At 55.1% G+C, this 25,226-nt stretch carries 24 protein-coding genes and 3 pseudogenes; 16 read left to right on the top strand and 11 right to left on the bottom strand.

What is annotated here, in order from left to right:
* Nucleotides 1-62: 62 nt before the first annotated feature.
* The gene (locus tag KRAC_RS02880; RefSeq protein WP_007904351.1) at nucleotides 63-1,208 is read right to left on the bottom strand and encodes a peptidoglycan recognition protein family protein; all 1,146 of its coding nucleotides are present in this window, start codon (nucleotides 1,206-1,208) and stop codon (nucleotides 63-65) included.
* Between the two features lie 551 nt (nucleotides 1,209-1,759).
* Nucleotides 1,760-1,882 carry a hypothetical protein gene (locus tag KRAC_RS78070; protein WP_274532077.1) on the bottom strand — a complete coding sequence of 41 codons (123 nt, stop codon included), beginning with the start codon at nucleotides 1,880-1,882 and terminating at the stop codon, nucleotides 1,760-1,762.
* Between the two features lie 119 nt (nucleotides 1,883-2,001).
* On the opposite strand from KRAC_RS78070, the gene KRAC_RS70650 reads away from it, so the two are divergent.
* The gene (locus tag KRAC_RS70650; RefSeq protein WP_157506281.1) at nucleotides 2,002-2,232 is read left to right on the top strand and encodes a hypothetical protein; all 231 of its coding nucleotides are present in this window, start codon (nucleotides 2,002-2,004) and stop codon (nucleotides 2,230-2,232) included.
* 375 nt (nucleotides 2,233-2,607) lie between these two features.
* Here KRAC_RS70650 and KRAC_RS75335 read toward each other — a convergent pair whose 3' ends face one another.
* The 4 genes from KRAC_RS75335 to KRAC_RS75355 all read right to left on the bottom strand — a co-directional run bounded on the left by KRAC_RS75335 (nucleotide 2,608) and on the right by KRAC_RS75355 (nucleotide 5,120).
* Complete coding sequence (locus tag KRAC_RS75335; RefSeq protein ID WP_052567909.1) at nucleotides 2,608-2,862, bottom strand: hypothetical protein; 255 nt, start codon at nucleotides 2,860-2,862, stop codon at nucleotides 2,608-2,610.
* 63 nt (nucleotides 2,863-2,925) lie between these two features.
* Nucleotides 2,926-3,825 carry a WD40 repeat domain-containing protein gene (locus KRAC_RS75345; protein ID WP_244422087.1) on the bottom strand — a complete coding sequence of 300 codons (900 nt, stop codon included), beginning with the start codon at nucleotides 3,823-3,825 and terminating at the stop codon, nucleotides 2,926-2,928.
* Nucleotides 3,743-4,318 (bottom strand): hypothetical protein, encoded by a 576-nt coding sequence (locus KRAC_RS75350; protein WP_244421944.1) that lies wholly within the window; start codon nucleotides 4,316-4,318, stop codon nucleotides 3,743-3,745. Before KRAC_RS75350 ends, KRAC_RS75345 begins: the two co-directional genes overlap by 83 nt.
* Nucleotides 4,308-5,120 carry a helix-turn-helix domain-containing protein gene (locus KRAC_RS75355; RefSeq protein ID WP_052567913.1) on the bottom strand — a complete coding sequence of 271 codons (813 nt, stop codon included), beginning with the start codon at nucleotides 5,118-5,120 and terminating at the stop codon, nucleotides 4,308-4,310. Before KRAC_RS75355 ends, KRAC_RS75350 begins: the two co-directional genes overlap by 11 nt.
* Before the next feature lie 736 nt (nucleotides 5,121-5,856).
* Here KRAC_RS75355 and KRAC_RS60595 point away from each other — a divergent pair.
* Both KRAC_RS60595 and KRAC_RS02900 read left to right on the top strand, forming a co-directional pair.
* Nucleotides 5,857-7,110, top strand: coding sequence for an RNA-guided endonuclease InsQ/TnpB family protein (locus tag KRAC_RS60595; RefSeq protein WP_157506282.1), 1,254 nt, complete (start codon nucleotides 5,857-5,859; stop codon nucleotides 7,108-7,110).
* A gap of 38 nt (nucleotides 7,111-7,148) precedes the next feature.
* Nucleotides 7,149-7,775 (top strand): NADPH-dependent F420 reductase, encoded by a 627-nt coding sequence (locus KRAC_RS02900; RefSeq protein WP_007904353.1) that lies wholly within the window; start codon nucleotides 7,149-7,151, stop codon nucleotides 7,773-7,775.
* 280 nt (nucleotides 7,776-8,055) lie between these two features.
* On the opposite strand, the gene KRAC_RS75360 is transcribed toward KRAC_RS02900, so the two are convergent.
* A complete protein-coding gene (locus KRAC_RS75360; RefSeq protein ID WP_007904354.1) occupies nucleotides 8,056-9,048 on the bottom strand; it encodes a helix-turn-helix domain-containing protein in 993 nt (330 codons plus the stop codon).
* 79 nt (nucleotides 9,049-9,127) lie between these two features.
* Here KRAC_RS75360 and KRAC_RS02915 point away from each other — a divergent pair, with 79 nt between their 5' ends.
* A complete protein-coding gene (locus KRAC_RS02915; protein ID WP_211221237.1) occupies nucleotides 9,128-9,373 on the top strand; it encodes an alpha/beta hydrolase in 246 nt (81 codons plus the stop codon).
* 24 nt (nucleotides 9,374-9,397) lie between these two features.
* Nucleotides 9,398-9,613: a hypothetical protein gene (locus KRAC_RS02920; RefSeq protein WP_007904355.1), complete on the top strand. Its 216-nt coding sequence runs from the start codon at nucleotides 9,398-9,400 to the stop codon at nucleotides 9,611-9,613.
* Here KRAC_RS02920 and KRAC_RS02925 read toward each other — a convergent pair.
* Nucleotides 9,606-10,743 (bottom strand): annotated as a pseudogene (locus tag KRAC_RS02925) (ISAs1 family transposase). The gene KRAC_RS02920 and the pseudogene KRAC_RS02925 overlap by 8 nt on opposite strands.
* Nucleotides 10,744-10,802: 59 nt before the next feature.
* Here KRAC_RS02925 and pstB point away from each other — a divergent pair.
* From pstB to KRAC_RS02975, 8 genes and pseudogenes are all read left to right on the top strand, one after another.
* Nucleotides 10,803-11,552 (top strand): annotated as a pseudogene (gene pstB / locus KRAC_RS02930) (phosphate ABC transporter ATP-binding protein PstB).
* A gap of 513 nt (nucleotides 11,553-12,065) precedes the next feature.
* Complete coding sequence (locus KRAC_RS02935; RefSeq protein WP_007904357.1) at nucleotides 12,066-12,986, top strand: helix-turn-helix transcriptional regulator; 921 nt, start codon at nucleotides 12,066-12,068, stop codon at nucleotides 12,984-12,986.
* Nucleotides 12,987-13,086: 100 nt separating this feature from the next.
* Nucleotides 13,087-14,121, top strand: a complete 1,035-nt coding sequence (locus KRAC_RS60600; RefSeq protein WP_007904359.1) for an LLM class flavin-dependent oxidoreductase — start codon at nucleotides 13,087-13,089, stop codon at nucleotides 14,119-14,121.
* Between the two features lie 309 nt (nucleotides 14,122-14,430).
* A protein-coding gene (locus tag KRAC_RS75365) for a transposase (RefSeq protein ID WP_085954398.1) occupies nucleotides 14,431-15,941 on the top strand; the annotation gives its coding sequence in 2 pieces (ribosomal slippage) (nucleotides 14,431-15,322 and nucleotides 15,322-15,941; 1,512 coding nt in all).
* A 43-nt stretch (nucleotides 15,942-15,984) separates the two neighbouring features.
* Nucleotides 15,985-16,542, top strand: coding sequence for a sulfite oxidase-like oxidoreductase (locus KRAC_RS02955; protein WP_085954387.1), 558 nt, complete (start codon nucleotides 15,985-15,987; stop codon nucleotides 16,540-16,542).
* Nucleotides 16,512-17,155 (top strand): annotated as a pseudogene (locus KRAC_RS02960) (ferredoxin reductase). The gene KRAC_RS02955 and the pseudogene KRAC_RS02960 overlap by 31 nt, the downstream one beginning before the upstream one ends.
* A gap of 532 nt (nucleotides 17,156-17,687) precedes the next feature.
* On the top strand, nucleotides 17,688-18,119 hold the full coding sequence (locus KRAC_RS02965; RefSeq protein ID WP_007904366.1) for an ester cyclase: 432 nt from the start codon (nucleotides 17,688-17,690) through the stop codon (nucleotides 18,117-18,119).
* Nucleotides 18,120-18,680: 561 nt separating this feature from the next.
* Nucleotides 18,681-19,121 carry a DUF417 family protein gene (locus tag KRAC_RS02975; RefSeq protein ID WP_007904369.1) on the top strand — a complete coding sequence of 147 codons (441 nt, stop codon included), beginning with the start codon at nucleotides 18,681-18,683 and terminating at the stop codon, nucleotides 19,119-19,121.
* 247 nt (nucleotides 19,122-19,368) lie between these two features.
* Here KRAC_RS02975 and KRAC_RS02980 read toward each other — a convergent pair whose 3' ends face one another.
* Nucleotides 19,369-20,310 (bottom strand): 2-deoxy-5-keto-D-gluconate 6-phosphate aldolase domain-containing protein, encoded by a 942-nt coding sequence (locus KRAC_RS02980; protein WP_211221238.1) that lies wholly within the window; start codon nucleotides 20,308-20,310, stop codon nucleotides 19,369-19,371.
* 218 nt (nucleotides 20,311-20,528) lie between these two features.
* On the opposite strand from KRAC_RS02980, the gene KRAC_RS02985 reads away from it, so the two are divergent.
* Entirely contained in the window at nucleotides 20,529-22,880 is a 2,352-nt protein-coding gene (locus KRAC_RS02985) for a glycoside hydrolase family 65 protein (protein ID WP_007904373.1), read from the top strand.
* A gap of 438 nt (nucleotides 22,881-23,318) precedes the next feature.
* Here KRAC_RS02985 and KRAC_RS75370 read toward each other — a convergent pair whose 3' ends face one another.
* The gene (locus KRAC_RS75370; RefSeq protein ID WP_007904377.1) at nucleotides 23,319-23,708 is read right to left on the bottom strand and encodes a hypothetical protein; all 390 of its coding nucleotides are present in this window, start codon (nucleotides 23,706-23,708) and stop codon (nucleotides 23,319-23,321) included.
* A gap of 120 nt (nucleotides 23,709-23,828) precedes the next feature.
* Nucleotides 23,829-24,137, bottom strand: coding sequence for a hypothetical protein (locus KRAC_RS75375; protein ID WP_007904378.1), 309 nt, complete (start codon nucleotides 24,135-24,137; stop codon nucleotides 23,829-23,831).
* Between the two features lie 535 nt (nucleotides 24,138-24,672).
* On the opposite strand from KRAC_RS75375, the gene KRAC_RS03000 reads away from it, so the two are divergent.
* Both KRAC_RS03000 and KRAC_RS03005 read left to right on the top strand, forming a co-directional pair.
* Entirely contained in the window at nucleotides 24,673-24,861 is a 189-nt protein-coding gene (locus KRAC_RS03000) for a hypothetical protein (RefSeq protein WP_007904379.1), read from the top strand.
* Nucleotides 24,833-25,189 (top strand): M48 family metalloprotease, encoded by a 357-nt coding sequence (locus KRAC_RS03005; RefSeq protein WP_007904380.1) that lies wholly within the window; start codon nucleotides 24,833-24,835, stop codon nucleotides 25,187-25,189. Before KRAC_RS03000 ends, KRAC_RS03005 begins: the two co-directional genes overlap by 29 nt.
* The last annotated feature ends 37 nt before the right edge of the window (nucleotides 25,190-25,226 follow it).

Raw genomic sequence — 25,226 nt, forward strand, 5'->3', positions numbered from 1 at the left:
AGAGACAACTGTCAGAGGAGCCATCTCTCGCTCAGGAAATATGTTCGTAGCACTCAGGGATATTAACCGCGACTGAGTACGCCACCAATAATGGCACACCAGGCATTCAGGTCAACCTTGCCAGTTGGGGGAAACAGGTGCAGCGACTGCACTTGTTTGACCGCCTTCATGGTTGCATGGTCGTACTGGCCATTGACGGTGACATCATAGCCATTGCGCTTAAGAATGACCTGCACGGCATTGACATAGTCGCCCTGACTCTGGTTATCGAGGCGAATAGCACCCACCAGCGCTTCCCAGGTGTCATTGCGCGTGTACCCATCAGGAGCAATGCCCTTAGCACTCTGAAAGGCTGTCACGAGCTTATAGGTTGGATCATCATAGGTACCGCTAATCATGATATCGCTGCCCTGGGCGCGCAAGACATACTGCAACGCTCGAACGGTATCACCACGAACTCCCCAACGCAGATCGACCCAGGTGCGCTCGGGCATACCCTGTCCCAGTTTTGCCGCTACCTCGCGGCGCAACTGCGGGAATTTGCTGTAGAACATGATACCCGGGCAATCAGTTTCCTGGAAGTTCCAATGTCCAAAGATGACGTTCGCGCCAAACCCGTACTGCTGACAGGTATACACACACAGATCGACGAGGGAGTTCCACAGCGCTTCGGGAGGCAGAACATCGATATAGGTGCCCTCGTTCTCAATACCGATGGCCTCCTGGTTGAGATACGGGCAGTGCGCGCTTTGCACAAAGCGGTCCGCAGTCTGGAGTACTTCCAGGCTGCGATGGCGCCCCTCAGTGATATACCCACCACGGCTCACAGTGAAGTGCTGGCCTGTATCAATCCAGCCATTCGTGTCCATATGTAAATTCTGGATATCATGTGCCAACTTGATAGCTTGGTCGCGCGAGTAATCAGTCACATTAGGGAAAGCAGTATGATGCACCAGGATCTTCGTTGCCTTCTTATTCAGCACCGTTATGGGTGAAGAGGGTGAACGTGCCCCCCACTCGTCACAACTGATGATCTCGGGTACGGCACCATCTAGGGTGTGAGCCGAGGCGTGGGGAGCCAACGTTAAAAATTGCAGGCCTCCCAGGCCCATAGCAGTCACAACACCCAGACCCGTCTTCAAAAGAGTTCGGCGTCGTATTTCCTGCTGTTGAGGCTGCTTCCCTTCATCCTCACAATTGTTGCACATCGAGTAATCCTTTCCTCATGCGAAATATATTGACGAAGATCAATATTGCGGGCATCAAATATACGCATAGGAGTCCAAGTTCATGTGGCTTTTACCGAGCGCGATGCCATTGCTCCTCTATACTTCTTGCAAATAGGCCTTTTGTCCGCTGAACAGACAAAAATACGACGAGACAACTAGTTGTCAAGACCAGCGAGGGGCTGAGAGTCAGCGAAAGCATGCATTGTATAGATAGTGGATGAGAGATAACATGTAAAGCTACTTACACGTACCTGGGAGGATCACTCGATATATGCATCTTTGCACTCTATCTCTGCAATGACGCGGCACTGCGTCTACACACTATTCATGCCAACAGGCAAGAACACGCCTTTGTATACTTTTTGCCTCAGCAACAGTATATCATATTTTGCTTGCTCAATTTATGTAGCAAGTAACAGGCTATTCGTGCCGATAGTATACAGCGCCGGGGTTGAAAGCGCACTCTGACAAAATTGGTCATGTACTTGAAGAAGGATGAGAAAAAGCCTCTGTGAGACATTCGCAATACATTATCTCAGCTTCTCCGAGTCGCCATATTTATGAAGTGCCACATCAATCCGTTGTCGTTCCTCTTCAACCTGCTGACCCAGTTCATCAATTGAGGATTCCATTTGACGATACGCTATCAGCATAGCGTCCTTTCGCTGTCGTATTTGCTCAGTACACCCGGCCACCAGCAGTTCTGGTCCTTCCTCCTGCCGCAGAAGCACCAGACTTGCGTAGACTGTATGTAGATTTGCGATGAGAAGTGGTGAGGCTCCTTCATCACCAGCGGGTCGATATCCAACTCACTGAAATGACCCCATCGGCTCAGCCTCCGCCAGTTCGACTGCTTTCCCGTGCAGAACGAGCACACTACCGTCTCTCCTGGGTTGAGCGTCTGACACGCAATGCTCGCAGATCAGCAGCCCCAGATGTCGCAATCAAACTCTTCGGAATACCAGAGGCCTTTGCTACTGCTCTCGGCCTCTGCATCGCCTGAGGATGGCTCAACTTGGCTAACTCTTCTGGTCTCCCTCGCTGGCCTCTTTGCGACGCGCGTGAGCCTCACCTGACCGTTGCTGGACAACGAGAGCAAACTGTCTTCAAACTGCATGGCAGGCCATCTTCCCCGCCCTTGCCATCTCGTTGCGCATCTCGTGGGTCTGATGGGCAACGTTTTCTAGAACGAGGTTGCGCAACGAGCATGCAACAAGCAGATTGTATAGCATGAATGGTTACGACAAGCCATTTTATTCTTCTTGCTCGCTTGCTGATACCTTCTTGGACCCAAGTTCCAGGACGCAAGAGCCCAAATCGCTCAAGGCTGGTCCGGAGCTCATGACGAGAGCAAACATCTCGTTGCGCGCCCCGTGGGTTATGAGACATCTCGGCAGGAGGATTCCCGTCGCCATCCCTCTTTCATCGAAAAGAGCACGCATGTGCTCTCGCCGATAGACGCTTTTTCGAACGCTCCCAACGTGCGCAGAGACGCCTTTTGTGCGTCGGAGAGCCCCCGGATGCCCGTGATGTCGAGCCGTTCGTAGGGGCGATCCCGCCGCAGCGTTCGAAGAGGTTTGCCTCGTTCGAGGTCCCAGAGCACAATCGCTCCATCATCACCGCTGCTCGCCAACCTGCCTCCATCGGGGGAAAAGGCAAGTCCCCGCACCCAGTTGTTATGCCCAGTGAGTGTCTGTCAGTCGTGAGCCAGTCCAGTCGGTTGCCTCTTCCAGAGTTGAATGTGTCCATCAGAGCCGCTACTGGCGAGCCTGCGCCCATCGGGGCTCCAGGCCAGCGCCCAGACCGCACCGGGATGGGGCACGTCCTGGAGGAGAGTGCCCAGCTTCGGGTCCCAGACTCGGATGCTGGCATCATGTCCCCCACTGGCGAGCAGGTCTCCATCGGGGGAAAAGGCCAGGCAGACGATGGCGCTGGTATGCCAACCTGCCCAGAGCAAGGCACGGCTTTCAACGTCCCACAGCTTGATGGTCCCATCCCAGCTCGCGCTGGCGAGCAGGCGTTCGTCCGGGCTGAAGGCAAGAGTCCAGACACTGTCCGCATGCGCCGACCAGACCAGGTGCAAGGTCTGGCCTGTCTCGCGCCACACCCGCACTTCCCCGCGCCCACTAGCGGCGGCCCAGTACTGTCCGCTCTTGCTGATGGCGACTGCGGTGATGGCCCGAAAGACGCTCTCCTGGAGATGCGAACCGGCAAGGGTCGCATCTTGCATCTCGACGCCTTGCAGATGCACGCCGCGCAGGGCCAGGTGCGAGAGATCCAGCCTACGCAGGTCCCCGCGCAACAGCCGCAGCAGCGTCACCAGGTTCGCCGGGCCATACCCCTGGGCCTGTTCATCCCATGCGCGCACCGTCGAAAGCAGCTCGCGCAAGCGCTCCTCCACCTCGGCTCGCTCCCGGTACACGGTCTTGAGGAGATCCAGCAGGGGAGTGAGCAGCAACCGCTCCTGCGTCTGTCGCACGTATTCCTTGGCCTGGGCTTGCGAGAGGCCATGCTCACGCAACAGCCGGAGCCTGCCGTGCTCGATCTCCTGTTTGGCCGTGGCGACCAGCCAGTCGGTCACGTACTCCAGCACCACCGACTGCAAGGTAAAGCTGCCAGCCCGTTGCCCCCGCTCGATGAGACTGCGCCGGCGCAGCCCATCCACGGCTTCCAACAGCTGCAGAGGCGCAAGCGGGGCCACCAACGCGCAGAGGAGCTCCTCCAGGCTCACCGGCTCGCGCAGAATGGCCAGCCAGCCCAAAACGGTCTGCTCGAGCGCCGAGAGGCGGGCATATTGCTCGTCCAGCAGTGCTCGCCCCCCCCCAAAGACCGCCTCGCCTCAGAAACGGGATAACCTCGCCCCCGAAGAGCTCCACGATGGTCTGCGCCACGATCTTTAAAGCTAACGGGTTGCCCTGGTACACCTCGACCAGGCGCGCCAGGTTCTGCGGGGAACCCACCACCTCTTTCTCTGTCAGGATCTGAGCGCTCGCCAGGTCGTCCAGTCCAGCCAGACGCAAAGCACGACCTGGCGAGCGCTTGCCTTCCAGGGGCACGAGATCCGCCGGTTTCTCCCGGCTAGTCAGCAACAGGCAACTCTGGTGCCTGGTTTCCCCCATGAGTCGAAGGAGTTGGGCATAGCCTGGTGCGCCTGCACGTATGCGACCTGTGCCAGTCCCCTCCTCCAGGAGGGTCTCCGCATTGTCCAGCACCAGGAGAACCTGCCGACTTCGCTTGTGGATCAAGCACCTGGAAGCAGCTCTCCACCAGCGCGGTACAGGTGGGACTATCACGCAAGGAACGCCAGATGACAACCTCGAACTGCCTGGCCACCTGGTGCATCACCGTGATGGCCAGCGCCGACTTGCCAATGCCGCCCATGCCCAGCACACTGACCACCCGGCAGCGGTCCTCTCCGATCCACCGTGCGAGCAAGGCCAGTTCCTCCTCGCGTCCATAGAAGCTGGGTACATCGAGCGCCTCTCCCCAATCCACCCGTGGCCCGCTTCCAGGAGCCGATGGGTTGGACAGGCCAGCGCTCAAGGGCTGTTGCGCCGCACCTTCGCTCCCAGGCATGGCTGGTTGGCTGAGCAACTCCTGCAGCCACGTCTCATCGAGCAGCACCTTCTGGTGGGCCGCTCGCCAGAAGGCTCGAATTTCCTCTTCCTCCTGCCCAGCTGCAAATGCGCCGTGCTGCAGGGCGAACGCCAGCAGGGCTTGCAGGTGAGTGGCTTTGGGGTACATCTCACCTGCCTCCCAGCGGCCAATGGTTTTGCGCGTGATGCCCAAGGCCGCCGCCAGGCCCTCCTGTGTCAGCCCAATGCTGGTCCGCAGGGTCAGCATCCTCTGGCCGAAGACATAATCTGGCTCCCCGTGCAAGGGCCAACTCATGAATAGATTCCTTTCAAGGACTGCAGGAAGGGACAGGAAATGGGACGGTTGGATATTGTTTTCCTCGACCTCTGCCAGTATACTGATTTCTGTCGGATGTGCTCCATGCGAGTCACCGTTGACACATGCGAGTCACCGTTGACACATGCGAGTCACCGTTGACATAGGAGGGCAGGAGACCTCTCATGTGCTTCCAGGCCCTCCCTTTGATGTTTTGCCCCCTGTCATAGCAGATAGGCAAGCAGAAGGCGAGTGGCTAACGTGTTTGGGGAGCAGAGAAACCAACCGAAGGAGGTACAGCTTATTGAATCAAGGAAATTTCTGATGACAGTGATTGTTTTTTGGCCGCAAGACCATCGGAAGCGAAGTCCAAATAGATAATGGCTGGCAGGAAGTGACCGAGATGGCTCTCGCCTTCATCACTCAACAATGGAATAGCAACGAATAACTCTCATATTTTACCTGGGAAGAAGAGGACTCTTCTTCCCACGGAATGCGCAACGAGTTAGAATATCCAGACGTCAAAAGGAGCGTAAGAACAGCAATCGAAAATGTGCGCGACTCTGCTTAAAGGTGCGCTTGTTGTACACCTTTGGAGGCGTTGACAGAGAGACAATAGCATGGTATGCTACACGTACCAGATAAGAAAAAGTGTTCTAAACCATAATATCTGATGTTTCTCGCGAAAGAGGCGACGTCTCTCTCTCAGTGTGGTGTTGAAAGGGAAGGGGTCTTCATGCTCCTCTGCAAAAAAATCAAACTTGACCTCAGCGAGCAAGACATGGCCACCCTTGAGTTCATGCAAGGAAAATGCAGAGGCCTCTACAATTGGTGGGTGATGAAACTGCGAGACGGTGAGAAGTGGCGATTCAACGCCTGCAAGAAAACGCTGGCCGAGAGCCGTGCCCATGATCCTGAACTTAATCTGGTCTATGGGAAATTGCTTGCGGAAGTGTACTATCGCCTGGATGGGGCCATGCGAGCCTTCTTTCGTCGCGTCGCCAATGGGGAAACGCCAGGCTTTCCCCGCGTGCGCCCTCGCCATGGCTTCTTTACCCTCTGTTATCCGGCGATGTATCTCACGCTTGAGGGAAACACGCTCACGTTGCCCACAGGAGGCAAGGGCAAGCACAAACGCTTTCCTGCCATCCGTGCTCACCTCACCGAACTGCCTCCCGAAGGCTTTCGAGAGGTGGCTATTAGTCGCGATGGCAGAGGTAACTACTACGCCTCTTTCAGCTACCGAGAGCCCGAGCAAGCCAAACGCGATGGCAACACCGTGGCTTTCGATCTGGGCATCAAGACGCTGGCAACTGGGGTCACGCAAGAGGGCCGAATCTATCACATCGGTGGGTTCAAAGGCTCGCGTTGGTACAACAAGCAGTTGGATCGGCTTCGCTCGAAACGCGGCAAGTGCAAGAAGAAGTCCCGTCGTTATCTTCATCTGAGCAAGGTGTACAAGCGCGTGTCGCAGAGGAAGCGCAACAAACAGCGCGATAGCCTGCACAAGGCATCGCATCTCATCGCACGACGATTGGTTGAGAGAACTGTCGTCGTGGGCGATCTTTCTCAGCGGCAGATGGTCATGAAAGAGCATCAGGAGCGCAACAGGACGCTCAATCGGGCAGTCTACAACGACTGGGGCCTGTATGCCTTTGTCCAGATGCTCACCTATAAATGCCAGTTGTATGGGAAAGGGCTTCAGTTCGTAGATGAGCGCAACACGTCCAAGCAGTGTAGTGGCTGTGGGAATCTGCACGCCATGCCCCTGTGGAAAAGAACGTATCAGTGCGCGGAATGTGGACTCGTCATGGATCGAGATGAGAACAGTGCTGTCAACATCTTGACGAGGTTCTTTGCCCGGCGAGGGCCATACACTCAGGCTCGTCCTGAGTGCGATGTGCTGCAGGCGACCCAAAGCGGCGTAGAAGTCATGGGGACTTCCTGTGAGGGCCAAGTGCAGCAATTGAATCTATTCGAGGGTGGATAAGCACATTTGAGTAGATTTAGAAAGGCAGTGCATTAACAATGAACATAGGTATTATCGGAGCTGGAAACATTGGCGCCACTGTGGCAAAATTGTTTGCTCAGGCGGGACATCAAGTAGCTATCAGCAATACCAAAGGACCAGAGTCGCTGAAGCAACTGGTTGCGGAAATCAGCCCAAACGCCAAAGCAGCTACCGTTGAAGATACTATTAAATTTGGTGAGGTCATCTTGCTAGCTATACGCTGGACGCAGCGTAACAGTCTACCTAATGCCCAACTATTTGAAAATAAAATTGTCATAGATGCAATCAATGCCTATGCCACAGATGGAGATGGGAATTTCCAGCCCGCTCCACTGGGAGAGACCACATCCAGTGAAGAGATCTTGAAATTGATGCCAGGTGCTCGCCTCGTCAAAGCCTTCAACACCATGTATTTCGAAACACTGCAAACCGGCGGCAGTAGCATACCAGAAAAGCGCCTTGTCCTCTTCATCGCGGGAGACGACTCAGAAGCGAAAGAGGTCGTCGCCCACTTGATCGAAGACATTGGCTTTGCCGCAGTTGATACCGGCTTCCTGCATGAAGGTGGACGCCGCCAGCAACCTGGCTCGCCAATCTACAACGCTCCCATGACTGTTGATCAGGCTAAAGAAATTACTGCCTAACCTCCCCTAAACAACAACCGTGTGCTTGAAGAGAGGTACATACAAGCTTATCCAATAAGCTTGTATGTATGTGTTATACTGCCTATTCTTATCCGAGACAACACAAGCGGAGCAGAGTATCGCAGAGTACCTAGTGCAAGATTACGAAACCTTTTCGGAAAGAGATAAATGTGGCTCATATGCACACCCATAATAGGCACAGACCCGCTCAGCGAGGTGATGAGCCGAAAGCAACCCATTGGTTTCGGCCACATTGCGTTTGCCATGGACCCACTTGGGCTCAATTGGATTGAGCCAGGGACTTTTGGTGGGCAGTTGGAAAGGCAAAATCCGTACCCCTTCGCCCGTTTGTTTGACCGCGAGGTTGTGTTTTCTGATCCAGGTGCGCACTCTCGCGGCTTTCATGCCAGGAGGCGTTGTCCCAGATGAGGAGCCACTGACGTTTGCCTTGTGCGGCCAATTGCTGACAACACCAGTCCAGAAACTGGATGGTGATCTCACTCACCGGGCGTCCTGTGACAAAACGAAGCCACATCTGCTCTCGCACGGGTTCCTCCGTGGTTCCCTTTTGCCAGAGAACCCCATAGCACGCCAATGCTTTTGGGTCTGGATCATTCTTTTGCCAGGATTGCTCAACCAAACGGACGGGGTGCTCGGAGTCTTGCCAGGCATAAAGGCGTGGAAGAGCAAATCGGCTCCACCAGACCTCGTCGAGGAAGCCAATGGCCCAATCAGAGCGGGGTTGAGCGTACGCGATCAAGCGGTCACGAGCCTTTTTTTTCGTGCATACTGCGGATCGGGGCTGGTGATCCAGTGCGCGGGCGCGTTTCCAACTGACCCCCAAGCGCTTGAGCGCACGGCGGACACTGGCAGCAGTGGTCGGGGCAGCCACGAGTCCTTGTGACAAGCAGATCTGCGCCACCAGTGGGAGAGACCAGAGATTGCGCGCGATCCCAAAATCGCGCGGGCTGCGATGCAGCAGATCGCGCAGGGCTGGCAGATTCTCGTCGGCAATGCTGGTGCGTAGCCGATGAGGGCGACAGGACTCCTTCTTGAGCACGTCGAGCCCCTGCTCGTTGAAGTCTTTGATCACATTGCGCACCGTCTGGTCGTCGCAGCCCAGTTGCCGCGCAATGGCGATGGCTCGCTCTCCACGGGCTGAAGCCAGAAGGATCTGGCAACGGCGTAGCACAAAGGCTGAGCCGGAGCGTAAGCGAGCCTCGATATGGGCTCGCTCGGGTTCGGTGAGTGGTCGAATGAAAATGGGTTGCATACCTTCTCATATCGGCTACTTTCCTACTTTCTTTTGAACGATTGCACTAGGAGGAACATATGGAACGAAACGTTCTGACTTGAGCGGTGGCCTCATCGGGCCGGATGGTACGCCACGAAACTATCCTGGTTCGTTCGATGGGACACCCATGTTTCTCGGCTGTAGTGAGAGGGATTTCCACATTCCCAAAGAGCGGGTTGAATACTCCGCTCAAGTGCTGCAACGGATGGGAGGACAGGTGACGGCGCGCTTGTATCCCAACATGGGCCATACCATCAACCAGGATGAGATCCACGTTGTGCAAGCCATGATGGCGGCACTGTGAGCAAAGGAGAAGGGAAGCGACTTCATGGAGAGCAAGAGCCATCCTGGCCTTCAGTATATGCAGGTTGAAGCCGAGTTGGAGAGCAAGAAAGTTGAGAGCAAACCCGAGAACCAGATTGGGACGTCCTTGCAACTTGCTATTCGCAAGGGAACGCCGCAGCAGCATCTTCGCCCCAATGAGCCATGCAAAATTGAGGTCAAGCATGCCAACTTCTATTACAGGGCAATCGCATCTAATTAACCCCATCTAGAACACGAAGAAGATACGAGTTGTCCCAGCCAGCTTTGAGACGCTTGGCATGGATGCCAACGCGAGAAGATTTCTCCTGGCGCAAGAGATTCAAACTGATGTGACGCAGCACCGCGAGATTTTCGTCGGCATGACCAAGCCGCACACGCGATTCATCTTCCCGAAAAGCGACATCGAGCACCCAATGCAGACTGTTTTCGATCCCCCAGTGGCTTCTGACGGCGGTCGCAAACGTTTTGACGGAGGAAAAACTGAGCAAGAAGTAGCGTGTTTCTTTCGTCGTCTTCTCTTGCATCCGCCGCTCAGCTCGAACGACCCCAATGCCTTGCAAGCGTTTCCACTTGCCCTCTGGGTTCAGATGCGCCAGGATCGCTGGATCGCTCAGGGTCCAATGTTCACGAATCTCCAAACGACCATGCCCTTTCTCCACTTGCCGATCCAACTCCCAGTGCTGAGCTTCAACGCCCTCCTTTTCTGCCAGAGCAAAGGTGGCTTTGACCTCCTCAAACAGGTCCCCATGATTGTCTTTGAGTGCCAGGGCATAGTCCCCTTCTTGCTCGACAATCTGCTGGGCAATCTTGCTCTGGGTTCCCATCGCATCAATGGTCACAATGCACCCATACGCGGGCCAGTTGTTCCAAGAGCAAGGGAATAGCCGTGATCTCATTGGACTTTTCTTCCGTTGCCAATTGCGCCAACACGAGGCGATTTTCGACTGCCCAGGCGCTCACCAGATGCAGCGCTTTTTTGCCGTTGGCCCGATCATGCGAGCGGCGCGACGTTTTCCCATCAATGGCGATGACCCCTTGAACCCTTTGGCTGATCCCTTGAACCCATTGAAGGAAACTGGCTTCAAACTGCTTGGGATCAAGGAGGGCAAAGACGCGCCCGAAGGTATCGTGAGAGGGAATGCCATTGGATAAGTCGAGTAACTCCGTAAAAAAGGCCTCTTTGACCTTCCCAAATTCCTCGATCTCCACCCACCCCTCCGCTCCACACAGGACGCCACAAATGGCCAGGATGATGATATCGCGCAATCGATGCCGCTTGGTGCGCTCCATCCGAGGGTCTTGCACTTGGGCAAAGATACTTTCCAGGTCTGACCGGGTATTCTCTTCCAACTTCTGCTCTCCTGCTTTTTTGACCTATTGTATCACTCCCCCTTTCTTGTTTTTCGTTGATGAGTTTATTTAGATGCGATTGCCCTGACTTCTATTATGGATTGCAGCAAGCCCTCTTCGACATCTCTCTGCCCATACGTGAACGTCAGATCACTGCGTTGATCGGGCCCTCGGGGAGTGGAAAATCGACATTCTTACGTACCCTCAATCGCATGAATGATCTGATTCCCTAGTCGCGGCTTGAGGGAGAAGCCATAATGGATGGAGAAAATATCTACGCCAAAAAGACGGATGTGGTCTTGTTACGTCAAAAAATAGGCATGGTGTTCCAGCGTCCCAACCCGTTTTCCAAATCGATCTTTGAGAATGTTGCGTATGGGCTCCGTGTACAGGGGCATTCTAAAAAAGTTATTAAAAAGCAGGTTGAGCGGAGTTTACGTGATGCGGCGCTCTGGGATGAGGTGAAAGACCGGCTCAAAAGCTCGGCACTCAGCCTTTCCGGTGGACAGCGGCAGCGCCTGTGTCTAGCCCGTGCACTCGCTGTCATACCCGAGGTGTTGCTGATGGATGAGCCAGCATCGGCACTTGATCCGATCGCCACCCTGAAAATTGAGGAACTGATCAATGAATTAGTCGAGCGCTACACGATTGTCATTGTGACACATAATATGCAGCAGGCGACATGCATTGCGCAGTTTACGGGTTTCTTTCTCAGCGGTCGGCTGATTGAGCATGGCCAGACGGCTGACCTTTTTCAGCATCCAACACAGCCAGAGACAGAGAGCTATGTGAGCGGTCGCTTCAGTTAAGCACGTTCATGGAGCAGACCCACGCCTCTCCATAGCGGCATGAGGTATGGCGGAGCCTAGATGGAGATTCGCCGAGAAGCGAGAGGCAGAACCAGTTACATCCCACTGCCTGAAGCACAACGGGAGAAGAGTGGTTCATCTTCCTCCCAGTGTCCTGAGAAGAAGCCTTCACAAAGGCACGCGGGCTTCTTTTTCAGGAAGGGCTTGAGTACATCTGAATATGTTCTGAACAGAGAAGGAAAAACAATGAGCCAAGTTTTTTTCAAGAACGGCAATCTTTCCTTGATGTCAATGAGCGAAAGGGGGAATAATTGGACTGAACCCTTGAGACCGGGTTTCACTCCAAGTCATTCCTATCAGATTGCTGTTGACCCCCTGTGCCTGCTACAATCATGAGTGTTCTGCGCCAAGTCGCTTGCGCCTCGATCTTCCAACATTTCATCGAGGCACCACATCTTTTGTGCCTTGTGAAGAGATTACTGGATAAGAGAGGGAGCAACGAGAGTGAATCGCATGGACCGTTTGACCGCTATCGTCTTGCTCCTCCAGGGAGGCAGACGCACCGCTAGTGAGATTGCTCGCCGCTTTGAAGTGTCGAAACGGACCGTGTTTCGCGATATCGAGGCGCTCTGTGAGATGGGCATCCCCATTGTGACCGAAGCGGGGGTGAACGGTGGCTATACGCTGATGCCAGACTACTCCTTGACGCCCCTCCAATTGACCTTTCATGAGACCTTGCTGTTACGTCTCGCGCTGAGCAGTATCTCTCAACTCGCCGAGACGCCTTTTCAGCAGGAACGAGAGTCCTTGCTCGCCAAAATCCAGGCCCTGATTCCCGCCCAGCATCACCAGGAGACAGAGCAGTGGCTCCAAGCGCTTCAGTTTGCTATTCCGGCGCGGACCTATGCCACGCCGTTTATTGAACAGCTTCTCGAGGGGATACGCCGCGGACAATGGTTCCGTGTCACCTATCGTTCCGAGCGAAGAACTTCTCAGCAAACTATTTTTCCCCGTCGCCTCTACTCCACAGGAGGATTTTGGTACTGCGAAGCGTATTCACAAGACCATCAAGAAGAACGGACGTATCGCGTTGATCGCTTTCTTGCTGTGAGTACGACCCAGCCACCGGAACACCCTGCGCCTTTGCCCTCCCGGCTCCCTTACAAGCACCCCTCACACCCGGAAGTCCGTATTCGACTGACTGCCCGTGGTCTCCTCATGATGGAGCGTAATCCGTATTTCAGTGAAGCCATCCAACCACTCGGCGAGGAGGAAGGACTCCTCTGTTTTCGGTGGCCCCCAGCCGAAAATGACTGGCTTGCCCGATTCTTACTCAGCTTTGGTCCTGATGCTGAAGTGCTCGCCCCTCCTGACTTGTGCAGTCTGGTTCAGCAGATGGCCCAGGAGATTGCAGACCGATATCGCGAACAGTGACATAGGGTTGTCCGCATTCCTCCACTACACTTCTCCTCTAAGAACAGCAGGGTTGGCACAACATGATCGACCATATTGAGAAACATTGAAGGAGGAACAGATGGATACACACGATGAGCAGAGGGACAGCAAAGCCGAGCCGCGTGAAGAGGTGGCACCATGGATCACACATCCCTGGGTAGCCGAAGGACAGCACAAGATCCGCTTCGGCGCTCAGATGATGGATCAGGGCACCGACTGGCAAGAGCAACGCGATTGGGTGCAGATGGTAGAAGGTCTTGCCTTCGACTCGTACTGGGCCAGTGATCATCCCATGTTATCTCAGGACGCCTGGATCACCCTGACCATTGCGGCTCAGGCGACAAAGAAGATTCGTCTGGGCACCCTGGTCAGTTGTATCTTCTACCGCAGCCCCGCCATGCTCGCGCGCCTGGCAGCTGACGTGGATCGTCTGAGCAATGGACGCGTGATTCTTGGTGTGGGCATTGGAGATTTGCCCCAGGAGTTTGAACAGCTTGGTATTGCGCTCCAGAGCACTAAAGCACGGCAGCAGGCGCTGGCAGAGGCGATCCAGACCATCGTGGGATTGTGGCAGAGCGAGGAGTTCACCTTTGAGGGAACTCCTCTTCAGGCACAACAGGCTCGTTTGCCTGGCAAGCCGGTACAACAGCCCCGTATCCCGTTGCTGATCGCTGGTGGGGGTGAGCGCGTGACTCTGCGACAGGTGGCTCAATATGCCGATGTCGCCAACTTTGGTGCACATGCTGTCATGGGCGGGGCCTATCAGATGTCCGACGTAGTGCGCAAGTACGATGTCTTGCGGAGCCACTGTGAAGCACAGGAACGTCCCTACGACTCGATCCTGCGCAGCCATCTGACCTTCCCACTGGTCTTGGCCGAGACCCACGAGATGCTGCATGCCAAACTCGACAACTTACCGCAGGGGTGGCTCAAGATGTTCGGATCAAGCCTGATCGCAGGAGTGCCGCAAGAGGTGATTTCCTCCTATCAGGCTCTGGCCTCTGCGGGCGTCCAGTATTTTATCTGCTCACTCTTTCGAGACGATATGGAAACGCTACGGCTCTTGGCTGAACAGATTATGCCAGCGGTGAAAGCAGCGAAGATCACGCCATAACTTGCAGAATACCATACCGTCTTCCGCTTCCACAAAGTCCATCACACACGCGGTGGTATCACAGAAACACGTTTGTTTCAGCCGGAATCGTGAGGAACGAAAAGCATCCCTTCATTCTTTATGATCTCGTTGCTGAAGGAAAGAGTGAGCGAAGATCCCTGCCCAAAGAGGCAGCGAACGATTTGTGCGATGATCTTTGCTCGCTCGCATGAGGAGAATGCGATGGCAAGAAGGGGATATCGAGCTAAAACGACGGCAGAACAGACATTGACCCCACAGCGCACGCATTGCGTCGTGTGCGGCCAACCCATGTGGGTCGCTTACCATACTCATCGGTCTATTACGACGCTGCATGGGGTCTATCGCCTGACACTTCATGTCCGTCGTTGTCGCAATCACCAGTGTGAACGGTATCATTGCCCCTATCGACCAGAAGAAGAGGGAGGATGGGCCTTACCGCACGGTGAGTTCGGCCTGGACGTGATTGCTCTGGTTGGCACGCTGCGCTATACCACTCACCGGAGTATTCCTGAAATCCATCAGGCGCTCTGTGATCGAGGAGTTCAGATCGCCGAGCGAACTGTGACCCATTTGCTCCAGCGCTATGAGGAACTGATCGCACTCAACCTTTCGGAAAAGCCTCGATTACGAGACTGTTTCAAAGAACAAGGGCAGGTTATCCTTGCTCTTGATGGTTTACCACCAGACGTGAGCCATGAAGTGCTCTGGGTGTTACGAGATTGTCTCTCTGGGGAAATTCTCCTCGCTCGGAGTCTCCTCAGCGCCTGTGAGGCGGACCTCGCTAATCTCCTGAGCGAGGTCCAACAGGCGCTTGACGTTTCCATTCGTGGAGTCATCTCTGATGGGCAACACTCGATTCGCAAGGCGGTTCAGAAGGTGTTGCCAGACGTTCCGCATCAACTGTGCCATTTCCATTATCTGCGTGAAGCGGCCAAGCCTGTCTATGAAGCGGATCGGCACGCTAAGAAAGAACTGAAAAAGCATATTCGCGGAGTCCATCCGATTGAACGAGCTGTCGAAAAACGGAATGATGCAGAGGCCGAAGCGATTCGTGGCTATTGTCTGGCAGTCCGAAGCGCTTTAACTGACGATGGCAGACCACCGTTAGAAGCTCCTGGTCTGAAACTCTACAAACGTCTCTCCGCCATTGTGGCCTCACTCACCCGGGTCTCTGAAAAAGGGGCTTACCGCGTGAGTTAGAACGCATGCAACTTTTCCTGATGAAAGGACTCACGCGGACAACGGCACTCTGGTCAGACGTAAAACTCGGATATGCGTGGGTCCATCGTGCTGCGCATATCCTCTCCAATGAAGAAAAGCGATCAACTGCTCAAGTGAGGCACGACTATGAACAACTCCTGGCGGAAATGGAGCAAGCGCCTTCCTCCTTCGAGACCCTCATCACGATGCTCTCGACGTTTCGCAAAGTGACCATCAGCTATTGGCCTGGCCTCTTTCACTGCTATGATCTTCCCGATCTCCCACGCACCAACAACGAATTGGTGCAGTATTTTGGCTCAGCACGTTATCACGAACGGCGAGCGACCGGGCGAAAGCAGGCGTCACCAGGCTTGGTCGTCCGTGGCGCTGTGCGAGTAGTAGCCTCTGTTGCTTCCCGTCTGCACCCTTTTTCTGGACCAGAGCTTTGTCCGACCGATCTCACCCGATGGCGTACCTTGCGCAGCGAATTGAACCATCGTCACGAAACACGGCGCATGCAATACCGCTTCCGCCAATCGTCCGAAAGGTACCTTGCGACTCTTGAGGAAAAGCTCATCAAGGAAAGATTACCGACGTAGGTTTTTTTCACGAGGATTTCATGGTCGGCGCTAGGAGAGTGAACTGAGCGCACGCATTCCACCAGGGCAACATCTTGAGCGAAGCTTTCCCGTGTTGTCGGCAGGGGCAACTCCCCATACCCCCCTGGGCACCTGGGATTTCACCATTCAGGGGGAAGTAGATCAACCGCTACGCTGGACCTGGGACGACTTTCGCGCCTTGCTCCGTGAAGCGGTGACGCAGGATATCCACTGTGTCACCAGGTGGTCAAAGCTGGATACCCACTGGGAGGGGGTCTCCCTCGATACACTGCTCTCACGGGTCACCACCAGCGCCAGGTTTGTCATCGCGTTCTGTGATGGTGGCTATACCACCAACCTGCCTCTGGAAGACGTCCTGGGTGGAAAGGCGTGGGTGGTCGATACTTATGAAGGCCAGCCCCTGGACCCCCAACACGGCGGCCCAGCACGCCTGCTGGTTCCCCACCTCTATTTCTGGAAGAGCGCCAAGTGGGTCCGGGGTCTGCGATTGGTCGATCAGGATGAACCGGGCTTCTGGGAGTCGCTTGGCTATCACAATCACGGTGATCCATGGAACGAAGAACGGTACCAGGGCGACTAAGCTGGCAGCTCGGCGAGGTGGTTGCGACGCGGGAAGAAACAGCGCGGGCGAAGAGCATCACGCTCGCCGTCCCGCATTGGAACGGGCATCGGCCGGGACAGCACGTGGATGTGCGACTCACGGCTGAAGACGGCTACCAGGCGGAGCGCAGCTATTCGATCGCGTCTGCTCCCCAGCAGGAACCCCGTGTGACGCTCACCGTCGAACGGCTCGATGACGGGGAAGTGTCCCCCTACCTCGCGGGTGAGCTCCGTGTCGGTGACCAACTGGAACTGCGCGGCCCGATTGGGGGGTACTTCGTCTGGGAGGCACAGATGGGTGGTCCCTTCTTGCTGGTAGCCGGGGGATCAGGCATCGTGCCGCTCATGGCGATGATTCGCCACCGCGCTGCCGTGGGGAGTACCGTTGCGACTCGCCTGCTCTACTCTTCACGGTCAGAGGCGGACGTGATCTACCGTGACGAACTCAACCGCCTGGCAAAGGGCACAACCCATTGATCTATATCTGCGGTCCAACGTCGTTCGTCGAAACTGTCGCGACCCATCTCGTCACTCTGGGATACGATACCGTGTACATCAGGACTGAACGCTTTGGAACAGCAGGAGGAGCATAATGGACAACTAACTGGATGGCAATACTGCCGGGGCTTCTTGCAGACGGTCATCGACCAGAACAAGGGCTGAGGTTAGTACGTGAAACTCCGGTGGCTGGCAAGAAAGGTGCTCTCCCCACGGCTTCGAGGTAGGTTTAGGCAAGGTGCCTGCTAAGCATATCACCCTCCTGTGGTGCGGTTCACTTGCCTTTACTTTACCATTTCTTCTCTCGCTTCTTGCGGCAAAACTTCTTGGACCACACGAAGGAATGCGTCCACCAGCGCAGAGCGCCAATCTCGACGCCAAACGAGATTGTACTCCGCAAACAGCCGCAGATGAGGTATCGACGGGGGGTTCTTTTGACAAAAGTTAAACCATTGGGCTCTCCGTCACTCTTGGTGAGAGATGAGCTTCCTTGACTGATGCAGAGCGACTCTTTGACTCTGGGCGAAAAAGCCTCAGACTGCTGGCTTTGCCGAGATGCCGATACTGAAAAGGGGAGAAAACAGCGTGAAACGGTACCATGAGGGACGCAAAGTCCAGGAGGAAGACATGCCGAAAGAACAAAACTTCGCTGCCCAGCAGCGCTTCGCTGAAGCTGCCGGGGGGGATTATCATGCTTTCTATGAGGTCGTCGCACCAGATGCTGTTGACCATGATCCAGCACCTGGGCAAGGTCGAGGACCAGAGGGCTACGAGCACTTTTTCAAAGAGTTTCGTACAGCCTTCCCAGACCTGCACTTGACGTACGACCAGGTTGTCGCTGACGAAGACAGGATTGCGGTTGCGTATACCCTGACTGGCACGCACAAAGGGGTGTACTTGGGGTTTCCTCCAACGGGCAAGCAGGTGAAGGTGCGCGGCCTCCAGATTGCGAAGTTCGCAAACGGCCAGCTAGTTGAGCGCTGGGGCAGCTCAGATCAGCTGGGCATGTTACAGCAATTAGGTTTGGCTCCTACTCCAACTCAGGGGTCGCCATCTTGAAGATCCTGCTGGCGCTCCTGGAATGGTGCTCCAATGCGGACGAACGCCGGAGCTGTTTGGAGAGGTTCAGACGGTTTTTGACGGTGAGATTCGGATCAATCGTGAGCTTTCCACATGATCTTCTGAGCGCCTGGCTGAAAGGAGAGCATTCAAACAAACGCATCTCTCACCGAAGGCGACCCTGTTGGGAAACTTTTTAATCGAGCAGAGTATGAGGCTCTCTTTTTTCCAGAGACGCGTGGTAAAGGTTTGCAGATAGGGTTTCCCAACGGTGTCGAAGGTGACGGAGAGCCACTTTCGATGAAGGCAGCTTGTTCTGATTGTTCTGATTGTTCTGATTGTTCTGAAGGGAAGTATCAGCACAGAGAAGCGATGCGGCAAAGGCGAGCAACCTGAAGCAGGTGAAACGACGTATGAAGCGGATGGAAGTATGCATGATGGATGCTTGCTCCACCGCTGAGATAGCTGGGCGCGAGGAGTTGATCTCCTTGTTTCTTGCTGGTCATCTGGTTGTCCACCTATCACGAGGTGGTTCTCAGATACCCCCAGAAAGGAGATCGTATGAAGACGTTGTTCCGTTTCGCCGAACACCTCGCGGGGCCGTTCTTGCGCATTAGCTTAGGCCTGGTCCTGCTCTGGATTGGGCTCATCCATCTAATCACTCCCCAACCGGTTGTGCGATTGCTCTCCCGGTCACTTCCTTTCCTGGCCTTCAGCGCGTCCGTCTATGTGCTCGGCGTGCTTGAAGTCCTTGCTGGCATCCTGCTCATCGCTGGCCTTTGGGTGCGCTATGTCGCGCTGCTCTCCCTGGTGCTGTTTGCCGGGACGTTGACCATTTTCGTGATTGCTCCAGGGGTGACAGGCTTTCCCTTGCTCACCCTGATGGGACAGTTCTTGCTGAAGGACGTGGTTCTGGCTTCTGCTGCTATCGCGGTGATGGCAAAGGATGCAACCAACCATGAGGCAAAACGGGCTGAGCGTCCCCAGCTTTCTAGCAGTTGAGGAGATCACACGCTCTCCCCTATGAACAGTGAGAGCAAAGCAGGTGAATGATCCTGTAATGCCCACAGGATCTCCTTCCCTTGTGGTTGATGAAACGGGCGGATGTCGAAAAAAGGCAAAATCGGTGAGGATGGTTCGACAATACGGGAGCACAGCAGGACGGCTGGAAAACAGCCAGGCGGGAACCTTTTTGCTTAGTGAGCAATTGGTCAAGACGGTGCTCAACCAACCGCTCACCGAAAGCGAGCTAGCGGCCCTGACCGCCGTGGGCCTCCATCCCTGCCTGGCGCCCCGCATCAAAGCTCTTGTTCCATTCCTCAAAGTTCTGCGCGATCTGTGCCGCGGCGGCCTCCCGAGAGAGGCGTTTGGCCTCAAAGTCAACCACGGCTTTCCAGAAGCTGGTGCGACCAACGGCAAAACCGATAAAACCGGGCACGCTGGCAGCCGTCTGGAGCCAGTGAATGACGCGCTCCTGGCTTGCTCCACGCCCCAGCACAATGAGGCCAACATGCTGACCACCATTGCGGTGTGCGACCTCGACGATCTTCTCGCAATCGGTGCGTTGATCCAGCCCCTCAATTTTCCAGACATCTGGTTCCACCCCAGCCTGTCGCAATTCTTCTATGGCCTGGACCATGAGGCGAGGCCGAAGCTGGGTGTCATAGGCGTCTTTATTCTGATCAACGTGTTCAAGCTGGTGGAACTCAGCCGGAACAAGGAGTTCAAACAGGAACAAAGAGGGCGATTGGTGCAGGTAGTCGGAGAGACGTTTCAGCCGTTGGGTTTGGCGCTGATTCAGCGCGCGGTTCCCTTCGGGATTATAGCGCACCAACGCCTTGGCGAAGGTGGGCCGCATGGCCTCAATATGGTGCGCGAAGTCGTCGCCATAGACAAAATCGAACTCGTCCTGTCCACTTTTTTCCACGGGGACTGCCGTGATGGCGCCCTGTTGTACCGCGTCGCGGAGGATGCCAACGCCATATTGCTCATCCACGAGGATACCCGCCTCCTCTTTGGGGACACAAGCCTTTTGAAACCCCTCGTAGATGACCCTCTTACTCTCCGCGACCGTCAACGCTTGCTCGACATTGAGCGGTTCCTTCCAGCCAAACAACCCACTGATGTAGGAGGAGCGATGATCAAACGGTAAAATGGCGAGCTTTTTGGTGTATCCTGTCATCCTCATCATGTGCTCCCTTCTTCTCACCTGTGTCATTCCAGCGATAGAGGTAAGGATGTGTTAGACTGACAGCTCTTCAAATGAACATGTCTGTCTCCCACCTCTATAGAGCATACCTTCTAGAGAAATCTCTGCAGGCGGGAAAGCCCCTGAGTTTTCCTCATACAAGTACAATACCTCCATAGATTGTTCTGACATTCCAGTGCAACACAATGGATGGGTTTGTCATGATTCAGCATCCCTCCTTCACCATTGAAGATTGGAACATCCGAGAAACGGAGCTTCACCTCGACGTTCTGGCGCAGACAGAGTCCATTTTTGCCCTCGCCAACGGACATGTAGGACTACGAGGCAACCTCGATGAGGGGGAACCCTACGGGCTGCCCGGCACCTACCTGAACTCCTTCTATGAACAGCGCCCTCTCCCCTATGCAGAGATCGGATACGGTGATCCCGAGTCGGGGCAGACCGTGATCAATGTCACCAACGGCAAAGTCCTTCGCCTTCTCGTTGACGATGAGCCCTTTGATGTCCGCTATGGCCGGGTCCAGCGTCACGAGCGCGTGCTCGATATCCGCAACGGCGTGCTCCGCCGCACCGTGTGCTGGACCTCACCAGTGGGGCGCACAGTGAACGTATCGTCAGTGCGCCTGGTGTCTTTCACGCAGCGGGCCGTCGCAGCGGTCAGCTACGAGGTCGAGCCGCTTGATGCTCCCGTACGTGTCGTGGTGCAGTCGGAGTTGGTCGCCAACGAGACGCTCCCGGCTATGGGCAAAGATCCGCGAGGAGGGGCCGTTCTCCCTTCTTCGCTCGAATGCGAAGAGCACCAGGCAGAGGGCACGAGTGGGCTCCTGATTCATCACACCCGAGTCAGCGGTCTGCGAGTAGGCGCCGCGATGGACCATCACATTGAGGGGCCACCCGAAACCTTTGTGGAGTCTCAAAGCACTCCCGATGTTGTCCGCACCTTCATCACGGCTCCTTTGCAGCCAGGCCAACGGCTTCGCATCGTCAAATTCCTTGCCTATGGCTGGTCAGGCCAACGCTCACGGCCCGCGATTCATGACCAGGTCATTGCTGCCCTCTCGGTGGCCCGCCTGACTGGTTGGGAGGGTCTCCTGGCTGAGCAGCGTGCCTATCTGGACGCTTTCTGGGGGCATGGAGATGTCGAGATCGAGGGCGATCCGCAAATCCAGCAGGCGGTGCGCTTCGCCCTCTTCCATATTCTGCAGGCGGGATGCCGTGGCGAGCAGCGCCCCATCCCGGCGAAAGGCCTGACGGGTCCCGGCTACGACGGCCACACCTTCTGGGATACAGAAACCTTCGTCCTCCCAGCGGTGACGTTGACCTTCCCTCATGCCGCCGCCGATGCGCTTCGCTGGCGCTCCTCGATTCTCGATCAAGCCAGGGAGCGCGCGCGCCTGCTCGGGCGACGCGGTGCCGCGTTCCCGTGGAGAACGATCCATGGCGAAGAAAGTTCAGGTTACTGGCCCGCCAGCACTGCCGCATTCCACATTAACGCGGACATTGCCTATGCTGTCACGCAGTATATCGAGGCAACCGAAGATAGAGTGTTCGAGCAGGAAGTTGGCCTTGAGCTGCTCGTCGAGACGGCAAGGCTGTGGCGTTCACTCGGATGCCAGAACGCCGAGGGACAATTCCGCATCAATGGGGTCACGGGACCCGACGAATATAGCGCTCTCGTCGACAATAACGTCTACACTAACCTGATGGCACAGCATAACCTTTCCGCCGCAGCCGAAACAGCAAAGCGCTATCCTGAAGTCGCACAGGCCCTTGGAGTCGATGCCGCTGAGATAGACAGCTGGCAACAAGCGGCCGAGAGAATATTCATCCCCTACGACCAGCGCCTCGGTGTCACCCCACAGGACGAAGCCTTCACCGAGCATGAGGTGTGGGATTTCGCGACGACCACGCCAGAGCAGTATCCTCTGCTCAAGAACTTCCCATACTATGACCTCTATCGCAAGCAGGTCGTCAAGCAGGCCGACCTCATCCTCGCCATGCATCTGCGTGGGGATGCATTCACACCAGAGCAGAAGGCGCGCAATTTCGCCTACTATGAGCCGCTCACCGTGCGCGATTCCTCACTCTCAGCAGCCACGCAAGCAGTCATTGCCGCCGAGGTGGGCCAACTTCAACTTGCCTACGACTACCTCGGCGAGGCGGCGTTCATGGATCTCTATGACCTGGAACACAATGTGCGCGACGGCATCCACATCGCCTCGCTCGCGGGAGCCTGGACAGCGCTGGTCATGGGCTTCGGCGGCGTGCGCATTCGAGGCGGCATGCTCTCCTTCGCTCCGCGATTGCCAGAACAGATCACACGGCTCGCCTTCCAAATGGTGTTTCGTGGCCGTTGTCTGCGCATCGAAGTCACAGCGAAAGAAGCCAGCTATCACCTGCTCAGCGGTTCGCCGCTCACCGTCCGCCACTACGGAAACGACATCTCCCTAACCAGGTCTTCCGCAGTCACCCGGCCTATCCCACTCATCCATGCAGGGCCGCAGCCCACTCAGCCTCCAGGACGTGCGCCAGTTGCGAGAAGCGCATCATGACTTCCGCTTTTCTCGAATAAATCATGAATGTCACTCAGTATTTCTTCCATGACGTGAGGTTCCAAACGCTCAACTTCATCAATGGGAAGGAGGCAAACTGATGCAATCTTCATGCTCACCATAAATCCAGGCTATACGTTGTGTTGTAATGGAATATCGCTCTTTCCAACCTTTCTCAAAGTGAGTCAACGACGTATTTGAGCACGCATACTTGAAAGGTGAGGACTGGAGAGGCTGAAGCCAAACACCTTCCCTGTCCAGCAGGGGCCTCTTTCTTTAGGCACGAAAGCGCTCTAGTTCTCAAACAGAGTATCTTGCTTCTCAAACACATAGTCACGTAGAATGTCAGGGACAGGTAATAGCTGTTGTAAATGAGCCATAGTTTCAATGTAATTATACAAAGATCGCACCTGTTCCTCGGTGTTAAGAGGATCGCAACTAATTCATTTGTAGATGTCTCTTATTGATAGAAATGGCTCGTTGTAGTGCTCGCACATTGATAATGACATAGATTAAGGTATTGAGATTGGCAATCGAACGCCGGTTGCACAACCGGAGCCGTTCAATCCCCAGCTCTTTCGCCTGGCTGTTGATGCGTTCGCAACTGGTGCGCTGGGTATAGACCGCCTTGTAGAACGGGCTGGTTCGATCTAAGAGCACACGCATGAGGCCACCAGCCTCCCAATTGGGATCTTTGTGGCATCCCTGTCCATGATTGGATGAGGGCTGTTCACAGGCCTCACCCATCAGGGTAGGGAAGAGCAGAGGGCAGCCAAAGCGTTGCGCACGATAGCCGTTGGCATGCTGGAAAGTGAAGCGAGACGTCATGCGAAGCCCTTTGGCACACCTAGGCACGCCGTCAGGATCACGTTGCATCTCAGGATGCCCATGCCCATTCTTGGGAACGGCTCCAATGCCTCCATGACAAGTGGCAGCCTCATAGACATATCAGACATCAAAGGCCGCATCGGCGGTCACATGCGTTGGAAAGGCTTCTAGCGCGACGACGGCTTGCTGGTAGAGAGGGCGAAAGTACGTCACATCCCCTTCATTGAAAGGGAGTGTGCACTCGGCAATGACCACATCGCCATAGTCCGGGGTGGTGGCAGCAACCACGCCAGAGCCATAGCCCCACACATATTCTTTCTTTTCCTTGAGGGAGCCATCGGGCTGCTCCTGGTTGCTGCTACGCTTGACGCCAAGCGTACAGTCAGGGTCACCCGGCAGAACGCGGGTTTTGTCGTAACGCTCGGTCAACGTAAGCGCGTGGATTGTTTTCGCGTGACCCAGGCATAAATATGCTTCACGTCGAAGGCCACTACCTCACCGAGTCCGGGGATCTCCTCTTGTAAGGATTGTTCTTTTGTCAAGAACACGCGTCAATTTTCAAACTGGACAAAGCACGAGTAAGGTTACAAGAGATCGGAAAGTGTCACTCCTAGATGCGCAGGAACAGGCAGTGCGTGAGACATGACAGACTCTCATCTCGTTGCGCATCCCGTGGGAGATATCGTTCCAAGTACCGTTAACACAAGTGTCATCAAATGTAGGCACATACGCCGTTTCGCAGGCAGTAAAAAGCTTTTACTCTTATACCACATAGTACTATCATAGATAGTAAATACCACATATGGCAGGCAAGGGTAGCTGAGAAGTACCGTGTGCAGTCTTTCTACGTACGATTGACAATAGTAGCACCATTTTCAATACTCACTAGGGGATGCTCCCAGGACGTCTCATCGGAAGAGCGTTCAACGGGCATGAGCAATAGAAGCGGCAAGGAGAAACGCATATGACGGCTGAGTCCACAGATCCCGATATCACCACGTTCCGTATCGACCGGCCAGGTATTCGAAAAGTGTTAGGAGACTTAGAAGCAGAAATTATGGAGCTCATTTGGACTCGGCCCGCCGAGCAAGGTGTCCTGGTACGTGCTATCTTTGAGCAACTCTATGAGACAGGAAAAAGAATTGGCCTGTGACAAGCAGGCAACACTCGCAACACGCCGCCCACTCGCCCTGGCCTCTGCCCTGCTCAAAGTGAACTTGTATGCTATAGAAAACCCCTCCCCGCTAGGCATGAGCAACGTGTTGCCATCATTTGCTGAGATGGCAACACTCACGGAGCAGCGAATCGACCAGTTGTATGTCTGGAGAACCAGGTTACACTCTCAAGAAGATCTTGTTCACTGGCAGCAAGAAAAGAAGCTCTCCCTTCCATGGCAAATCAGCCTGCTCTTCTTTTTCGTCCTCCTGGGGGCAAGCATCAATGTGCTCGTCTTCTATGGCTTGCAGTATGCCTTCACCTGAAAGATCAACATGTGCTTCAGCCTTCCTCTCATATGCG

This window comes from Ktedonobacter racemifer DSM 44963, assembly GCF_000178855.1.
GTDB classification, from domain to species: domain Bacteria; phylum Chloroflexota; class Ktedonobacteria; order Ktedonobacterales; family Ktedonobacteraceae; genus Ktedonobacter; species Ktedonobacter racemifer.

Coding starts and splice junctions, on each gene's coding strand:
- KRAC_RS02880 (WP_007904351.1), bottom strand. CDS start 1,208: ATGTGCAACAATTGTGAGGATGAAGGGAAGCAGCCTCAACAGCAGGAA.
- KRAC_RS78070 (WP_274532077.1), bottom strand. CDS start 1,882: ATGCTGATAGCGTATCGTCAAATGGAATCCTCAATTGATGAACTGGGT.
- KRAC_RS75355 (WP_052567913.1), bottom strand. CDS start 5,120: ATGAGTTGGCCCTTGCACGGGGAGCCAGATTATGTCTTCGGCCAGAGG.
- KRAC_RS60595 (WP_157506282.1), top strand. CDS start 5,857: ATGCTCCTCTGCAAAAAAATCAAACTTGACCTCAGCGAGCAAGACATG.
- KRAC_RS02900 (WP_007904353.1), top strand. CDS start 7,149: ATGAACATAGGTATTATCGGAGCTGGAAACATTGGCGCCACTGTGGCA.
- KRAC_RS75360 (WP_007904354.1), bottom strand. CDS start 9,048: ATGCAACCCATTTTCATTCGACCACTCACCGAACCCGAGCGAGCCCAT.
- KRAC_RS02920 (WP_007904355.1), top strand. CDS start 9,398: ATGGAGAGCAAGAGCCATCCTGGCCTTCAGTATATGCAGGTTGAAGCC.
- KRAC_RS02935 (WP_007904357.1), top strand. CDS start 12,066: ATGGACCGTTTGACCGCTATCGTCTTGCTCCTCCAGGGAGGCAGACGC.
- KRAC_RS60600 (WP_007904359.1), top strand. CDS start 13,087: ATGGATACACACGATGAGCAGAGGGACAGCAAAGCCGAGCCGCGTGAA.
- KRAC_RS02965 (WP_007904366.1), top strand. CDS start 17,688: ATGCCGAAAGAACAAAACTTCGCTGCCCAGCAGCGCTTCGCTGAAGCT.
- KRAC_RS02975 (WP_007904369.1), top strand. CDS start 18,681: ATGAAGACGTTGTTCCGTTTCGCCGAACACCTCGCGGGGCCGTTCTTG.
- KRAC_RS02980 (WP_211221238.1), bottom strand. CDS start 20,310: ATGATGAGGATGACAGGATACACCAAAAAGCTCGCCATTTTACCGTTT.
- KRAC_RS02985 (WP_007904373.1), top strand. CDS start 20,529: ATGATTCAGCATCCCTCCTTCACCATTGAAGATTGGAACATCCGAGAA.
- KRAC_RS75370 (WP_007904377.1), bottom strand. CDS start 23,708: ATGACGTCTCGCTTCACTTTCCAGCATGCCAACGGCTATCGTGCGCAA.
- KRAC_RS03000 (WP_007904379.1), top strand. CDS start 24,673: ATGACGGCTGAGTCCACAGATCCCGATATCACCACGTTCCGTATCGAC.
- KRAC_RS03005 (WP_007904380.1), top strand. CDS start 24,833: ATGAGACAGGAAAAAGAATTGGCCTGTGACAAGCAGGCAACACTCGCA.